Source organism: Acidobacteriota bacterium (genome assembly GCA_038040445.1).
GTDB classification, from domain to species: Bacteria; Acidobacteriota; Blastocatellia; order UBA7656; family UBA7656; genus Onstottus_A; species Onstottus_A frigus.
The window spans coordinates 95,933-102,271 of the sequence record JBBPIG010000025.1 but is presented as its reverse complement, the minus strand read 5'-3'; the positions used below and the strand labels follow the sequence as shown (position 1 = coordinate 102,271).

General features: G+C 57.2%; 8 protein-coding genes. 5 read left to right on the top strand and 3 right to left on the bottom strand.

Translation table 11 applies throughout. The annotated features are described in order from the left end of the window. The 5 genes from AABO57_22995 to AABO57_22975 form a co-directional block, all read left to right on the top strand. The coding region (locus AABO57_22995; GenBank protein MEK6288595.1) for a carbon-nitrogen hydrolase family protein at positions 1 to 668 on the top strand (668 nt) is incomplete at its 5' end. Between the two features lie 223 nt (positions 669 to 891). Continuing rightward, complete coding sequence (locus AABO57_22990; GenBank protein ID MEK6288594.1) at positions 892 to 1,167, top strand: hypothetical protein; 276 nt, start codon at positions 892 to 894, stop codon at positions 1,165 to 1,167. 300 nt (positions 1,168 to 1,467) lie between these two features. Further along, positions 1,468 to 1,872 (top strand): hypothetical protein, encoded by a 405-nt coding sequence (locus tag AABO57_22985; protein MEK6288593.1) that lies wholly within the window; start codon positions 1,468 to 1,470, stop codon positions 1,870 to 1,872. Between the two features lie 277 nt (positions 1,873 to 2,149). After that, complete coding sequence (locus tag AABO57_22980; GenBank protein MEK6288592.1) at positions 2,150 to 2,650, top strand: DUF4440 domain-containing protein; 501 nt, start codon at positions 2,150 to 2,152, stop codon at positions 2,648 to 2,650. A gap of 62 nt (positions 2,651 to 2,712) precedes the next feature. Further along, positions 2,713 to 3,141 (top strand): ankyrin repeat domain-containing protein, encoded by a 429-nt coding sequence (locus AABO57_22975; GenBank protein MEK6288591.1) that lies wholly within the window; start codon positions 2,713 to 2,715, stop codon positions 3,139 to 3,141. A gap of 21 nt (positions 3,142 to 3,162) precedes the next feature. Here AABO57_22975 and AABO57_22970 read toward each other — a convergent pair whose 3' ends face one another. The 3 genes from AABO57_22970 to AABO57_22960 form a co-directional block, all read right to left on the bottom strand. After that, a complete protein-coding gene (locus AABO57_22970) occupies positions 3,163 to 3,957 on the bottom strand; it encodes a hypothetical protein (GenBank protein ID MEK6288590.1) in 795 nt (264 codons plus the stop codon). Next, positions 3,954 to 5,360: a hypothetical protein gene (locus AABO57_22965; GenBank protein ID MEK6288589.1), complete on the bottom strand. Its 1,407-nt coding sequence runs from the start codon at positions 5,358 to 5,360 to the stop codon at positions 3,954 to 3,956. The genes AABO57_22970 and AABO57_22965 overlap by 4 nt, the downstream gene beginning before the upstream one ends. Positions 5,361 to 5,531: 171 nt before the next feature. After that, positions 5,532 to 6,335: a HEAT repeat domain-containing protein gene (locus AABO57_22960; GenBank protein MEK6288588.1), complete on the bottom strand. Its 804-nt coding sequence runs from the start codon at positions 6,333 to 6,335 to the stop codon at positions 5,532 to 5,534. Between the last annotated feature and the right edge of the window lie 4 nt (positions 6,336 to 6,339).

Here is a 6,339-nt window from a genome sequence, read left to right as displayed (position 1 = left end):
TGCGGGGACAGGATTTTGAAGTATTGCCCTTTGATCAGACGCAGCAGGAACGGGCGCTCCAGGCAGTGGCGCAATGGGCGCGAACGTATAAGGTAGCAACTATGCTCGGGATGGAAAGGATCATGGAAGCGGGACGGCAGATTGTAGCCTTTGTCATTGACGCCCGGGGTCAGATTCAAGGATACCAAACCAAGAACCAACTGGACCCGACCGAAGATCAGTTCTATGTGCCCGGAAATACGCGGCGACTCTTCGAGATCAATGGGACTAAGTTTGGAGTGGTGATTTGTCATGAGGGCTGGCGCTATCCCGAGACGGTGCGATGGGCGGCGGTGCGGGGCGCCAAAATCGTCTTTCATCCCCACCACACCGGTAGCGATCAAGAAGGTGTCCGTCTGACGCAATGGGGCGCGGCCGGCGGGCCTTACTACGAGAAGGCGATGATGTTGCGCAGCATCGAGAACACGATCTACTTTGCGAGTGTCAATTATGCTTTGCGCTTCCAGGAATCGGCGACAAGCCTCATCGCCCCGTCAGGCCAGTGCCAGGCGTACTTACCTTATGGGGAGGAAGGCGTACTGGTGCAGGCTATCAGCGTCGAGGAAGCAACGGGGCTGCTGGCCACTCGATACGCACCCGAGCGTTATCAAGAATTCAGGTTGGAGTGAGCGCCCGACATCGCATGCAGCCGACGCTGCTCCGCTGGCGCTTCGCGGCGCAGCTAATGCGCGGTCGTTGGGCCGCCAGCATCAGACTGGTTCCCAGTGCTCCGATCTCAACGCCTCTTTCTTGTCTCTACAAAGTTGCCCTCAACTCTTGCGGATTTGACACACATAATCTGGACAACGCTGCTGCGCTCTCTTATCCTTGCTGCCTAAGAAAGGAGGCTGTATGGCTATAACCGTAAGGTTCACACCTAAGTCGATGAGTGCTGCAAAGTATGACGAGTGCATAAGGCGGCTGGAACAGGCCGGGGCGGGTGCTCCAAAAGGAAGGCTCTACCATGTCTGTTTTGGAAACAGCGATGACCTTCGCGTTTTTGACGTCTGGGAGTCATCCGAGTCATTCGATGAGTTTGGGCAGACACTGATGCCGATTTTACAAGAGCTGAGTATTGACGCTGGAACGCCTGAGATAAGCGAGGTGCACAACATTCTTCCCGGGTGAAGGCATGTTGATGTAGTTGGGCTCAAGCTTGAGGAAATCTAACGTCCCAAGGCGGTCTAAGACAAAAGAATGCCGCCGCGGCTGAAATCTGGCGTGGGGCACTTGGGGCGGCATTGACTAACAACTCATTCAACCCGACACCCATCACGCGGCCTCTTATGAAATTTGAATCGGGGCGCGGGTTAATTCGACGGTTAGGCAGACAAGACACTTACAGGGGAATGCTCTAGACCAATATCCCTATTTCACTAACTCACTAACTCAACGCGCTTCGGCAAGCGCGTTCTAAAGGAGGACGTTATGCAGGGCGATAAGATATGCGAATACTCAGGCAAGATAACCTCGAGGAGAGTGCTCCCGAATCCGGGCGGCGGCCCGAAAATGGAAAGCTCTCAGCAGCTCAGTGGGAAGCTGCTGGGTGTGAACACGACAGAGACATCCACGTACTGGTCAGTTGTGCGGCCTGACGGAACCCTGTTCGGGGAGGGCCAAGGCATCGCAATGAGTGACGAAGGCGATCTGGCCACGTGGGTTGGCCAGGGCGTAGGCAAGATCGGGACAGCCGGCGCCGTGAGTTTCCGAGGCGCCGTGTTCTACCACAGCTCGTCCCCGAGATGGTCACGGCTGAACACCGTAGCCGCGATCTTCGAATACGAGGTGGATGCTGAGGGGAACAGCCGCTCCACACTCTGGGAATGGAAGTAGCACCCGGTCGTTCGCGTTGGCAACGGCTGCGCCTGCGCACTTTTGCTTGCCATCGCTCTTGCACCCGTTCCTGAATGCGGAGTCTGAGGCGGCTGTGCTGCTCCGGGCATAGACTCTGGCTCGGCGAGTGCCGCCTAACGGTTGGAGCGGGCGAGCGGCGTCGATTTTCCGAATCGCGCCGCTCGCCGCTCATCCGGACGTTAGGCGAAGCCGGAGAAGCGGGTCGTAGCCTGCGTTGTAGTCCCCAGCACCACCTCTAAAAGGAGAACGAATGAATATGAAGATTAGAAAGGTAGCCTTTGGCTTGCTTCTGGTGACCGGTACGATGGTTTCCTGCGGCCCAGCTAGCAAGGGAACTGACAATGCAAAAGCCACAGTCAACCGCAGTCAGGAGGAGGCGGCCCTGCGTGCGCTTGATCTGGCCTGGTCGGACACCGCCAACCGAAAGGACATCGACGGTGTTGTGAGCTACATGGCCGATGACGGTGAAACCTTGGCCCCCAACGAGCCTGCCGCTCGAGACAAGGCCGCCATCAGAGCCTCGTGGGCCAACCTCCTCGGCCTTCCCAATCTCACTGTCCACTGGGAGCCGCTGCGCGTCCAAGTCTCCGAGAGTGGGGAAATAGGCTATACGAGCGGCTCCTACACGTTGAGCTATACCGATCCCAAGGGCCGGACGGTGACTGACCACGGCAAGTATCTGGAAGTGTGGAAGAAGGTTGACGGCAAGTGGAAATGTTCGTCGGACGCGTACAACTCGGATATTCCGTTGACGTAACCAACAAGTTGGGCGGCGCGAAACAACACAGCCGCGAATACGAACGCTTGGGGAACTAACTGATGACCAACCAGCTCGATCAACAACTTCGGCAGGCCGCTCAGACTGGCAATTTGGAGGCGGTCGATGAAGCCCTAAACCGGGGAGCGAATTTCAACACACCGGATGAGATTGGCGATACGGCCCTGAACCTGGCCGCCGAGTTTGGGCACATCGAGGTCGTCCTGCGCTTATTGGACGCCAGGGCTGACAACGAACACCTGGGCGGTGGTCAGAAAACACCTTTGATGAACGCGACCTTCGCTGGACAGACGCCTGTCGTGAAACTGTTACTCAGCCGAGGCGCCCGGATCAACCGCGATCTTCTATCGAGTCTGGAATTGAAAGTCAGCATTGCGGAAGAGAATACCAAGACGGACTTGGACTATGTAGCCAGCCCAAGTACGCGAAGTAGGTCCTCATCTTCCGTGCAACGTTTGTCGGGCGGATAGCTGCGTGCCTAATCCTTCGTTTCATACATCCGTTCCAGGCGGGTACGCAAAACCACAACCCGCGATCTGCCATCCAACCGCGGTTCGCACAAGTTCGAGGTTGATGATGTATTGCTCGTCCAGCACGGCCGCGACCTCCGGCGGAAAGACAATTGGCCACACTCGCTCTTCAGAGAGCATCTCCTCGGCTTCGACCGATGATCCTTCCACTCGGACGATTCGAAAGTAGCCTTCGAGCGCCCCGATGTTTCCGGGTGTGTCGATGTCGTACTGACTGTGGCCGCCCTCTTCAAACGACGTCAAGAATTCCGGAAAGTTGAAGGCGCCTCCGCGTTCTCGAAGCCAGCTCGACAGCATTTCGGTTATCTCCAATGCCCGAGGCAGGCTGTGACTCAGCTCAAGCAGGACCGCTGAGGATCGCTCGGCTAGATCGATGCCGGTTTGCCGACCAACCCATTTGAAAAACCGCGCCAATGAGTCCAGCAGTTCGCTGGGTTGCAGGACGACGTTAGGTTCATTTGCCTGGGTGTTGGGATCTCGAGAGCCGTCTATCGCTCGCGTCGCGGCCGAATGCAAGTTGCCTCGGGCTGACTCCGCATCGGGGTGCTTCGAAGTAGAAGCTCTCTCCACGTACCAACGCGCAACGAAATCCCGCAGGCGAGCCGGAGTGATTTCACTCAAAGGAATGTTCGGAGAGAAGTAGCCTGTGAGAAGCAACAGCGCCTTTTCATGAACGGTTGATCGAGGCTGGGAGAAACCGGATTCCTTCTGCCTGATGAAGGCGAGAAAGCTTGCTGAGGTCTCTGCGAGCGTCATCGCTTCTTACGAGTGCGTTTGCTGCTGAGTTGCGTCGCGCGCTTGGCGGCCGGTTTCTGTTTGCTTGCAGCGCTGAGCTTGGCAACGGATTTCCGTTTGATTGTCGCCACGCTGGCGGACCGGGCGCGCGGGGCGGTCGCTTTGCCCTTTGCGATTTGTTTCTGGGCGGCCTTTGCGCGAGGTTTCTTTGCTGCAGCTTTCAACTTGGCGCGCGGTGTTGGTTTCCGCGGGGGTTTTCGCGCGGGTTTGGTCGTCTGCGTGTTTCCGTTGAAGAGGTCCCACAGGTGCTGATCGTCTTTGAGGTCTTCGAGTCCGTCCACAGGTTGCTTGTAATGGAGCAGCACTGCATAAAGGTGCTCGAGCGAAAAATCTTTGTCGCCAATAAGCGAGCGCATGACCTTCTCGACACGAAGTGGGGATTGCTCGGCTACACGCTCGAACGCGACTATGGGAATGTCCGGGTTGTTGATATAGGTCCAGACCAGGTCCTTCCAGTCTGGCACATGTCTGTCGGGCTCATCGGTTTCAAAGACGCGCTTGAACCTGGTGAAGTCCGGCAGCAGGACTATGCCATCGAAGTCGTCGCAAAGAATCGTGACCTCGCCCGCTCCCGCAATCGGTTCGGGAAGCGGCGGCAAGTCCGGAATGCTCAGCTCTTGACCCAACTCTTTCAGGAACCTCTCGGCGGGAGTCATCCCCGTCTCCGGGTCGCGCCGCTCGGTTAGCAAGTATCGCTGAAATCTCTCAAGAGTTGAGTTGAGTTTTCCCGAAGGAACGGTCAACTCGTCGGAGCCGAACAGCTCACAGAACGCGATGACCTGTTCGCGCTGCGCTTTTTCCAAAGCCTCCGGCGAATCGAAGGCGTCAAACGCGCGCCGCATCTCGAGCCACGCAACTGCTGACTCGCGGTCCGGCATAACAAACTGAAGGCCGGAAAAAATCAGTTCGTCACCCAGCGGCAGAAGCCGCGCGATGATGAACTGGCCGAGCTTAAAAGGCACGTGGTTCAAGCGAGTCTTCACCGTGTAGAGATCGCCGCTGTCCATTTCACGAAGTTCGAGGGAGTTCTTCCCGCCAGAGCGAACCTCGAAGACGCTGTTGATCGAATCCAACCAATCGAACAGGATTTCTCGGTCGGCCTCGTCGAGGCCCAGTTCGAAGTCAAGATAATGAGCAATGACGCCGTCACCTTGCTCGTCTACCCAGTCGAACAAGAACCAATCGAGCACGCTTTCGGCTTCCTGTTCGTCATCAGGTTGAGCTGCTTCGAAGAAGAGCCGGCGCTCAAGCTCGTATTCATCTTTGAGCGGACCCTTTGTTACAAACTCTGCCAAATCGTCTTTCAGCCGCTCGGCGCGGCGAAACTCGATGGCAGGGTTGGTTGATTTCGAAGCTGATGACATCTCAAGTTCTCCTAGGGTTCGATCAAAACGACTTCGTGATCTGCAAGCAGGAATTCTATGCCGCAGTTTCGGAATACGTCAATGAAGGAAGTAGCACAGACTTTAGTCTGTATCTTTTCTGTGTGGCTGAGCTATGACGAGCAAGCCGAAAGATACAGACTAAAGTCTGTGCTACTTCTCGAGCATTCTTATTGCGTCGATAGCGGCCTGAACGAGGTGAGGGTCCTTGTCGTGCCTGGCTCGCTCGAGCGCCGGTAGCGCCGAGCGATCGCCTATCGATCCCAGAGCTGTGGACGCCTGACGCTTCACTTCGTTGTCGTCGTCGGACGTCAGCAGCCGGATGAGTGCCGGAACAGCAGGTGTAGCCGCGCTTCCGTTCACGCCCAGAGCACGGGCCGCCCTGGCGCGAACGAAACCGCTCCTGTCCGAGAGAGCAGTCGTCAGGGACGTCACTGCCGCCGTGTCCGCGTGATCTCCGAGCGAGACTGCCGCGGCTCCGCGCACTTCCGCGTCCTTGTCCTTGAGCGCCGCGATCAGCGCAGCAGTTCGGCCGGTTCCCTGGAATTTGCCGAGCGCATAGGCCGCCGTCTTTCTCACAAAAGCATCCTTGTCTTTCGCCAGGCAAGCAGCGAGAAGAGGAACGGTCGATGCCTCGCCGCGCTCGGCGAGACAAGCGGCGGCCGCTGCCCTCACGCGCGATGAGCGGTCGTTCAAAGCTGACAAAAGCGCGGAAGTGGCTGCGCTGGTTTTCAGATGGGACAGCCTCATCACGGCTTCGCGGCGTTCTTCTTCGTCAGATGAGTTGAGTTGCGCGAACCAGCGCGCGTCTTCAGGATCCATCTCGCGGGTACGCCGCGGATTGTTCTGATTTGGTGATGCCGATATGTCAGGAAGGCTCGATCCGACGGTTCGAGTAAAAAAGATCAGGACGAACAGCCCCGTTACCAATCGTGTATGTCGTGCGACCGGCTTCATTCGA

Bases quoted from the DNA above. Each gene is read 5' to 3' on its own strand.
- AABO57_22960 (MEK6288588.1), bottom strand. From the start codon at position 6,335: ATGAAGCCGGTCGCACGACATACACGATTGGTAACGGGGCTGTTCGTC.
- AABO57_22975 (MEK6288591.1), top strand. From the start codon at position 2,713: ATGACCAACCAGCTCGATCAACAACTTCGGCAGGCCGCTCAGACTGGC.
- AABO57_22985 (MEK6288593.1), top strand. From the start codon at position 1,468: ATGCAGGGCGATAAGATATGCGAATACTCAGGCAAGATAACCTCGAGG.
- AABO57_22965 (MEK6288589.1), bottom strand. From the start codon at position 5,360: ATGTCATCAGCTTCGAAATCAACCAACCCTGCCATCGAGTTTCGCCGC.
- AABO57_22980 (MEK6288592.1), top strand. From the start codon at position 2,150: ATGAAGATTAGAAAGGTAGCCTTTGGCTTGCTTCTGGTGACCGGTACG.
- AABO57_22970 (MEK6288590.1), bottom strand. From the start codon at position 3,957: ATGACGCTCGCAGAGACCTCAGCAAGCTTTCTCGCCTTCATCAGGCAG.
- AABO57_22990 (MEK6288594.1), top strand. From the start codon at position 892: ATGGCTATAACCGTAAGGTTCACACCTAAGTCGATGAGTGCTGCAAAG.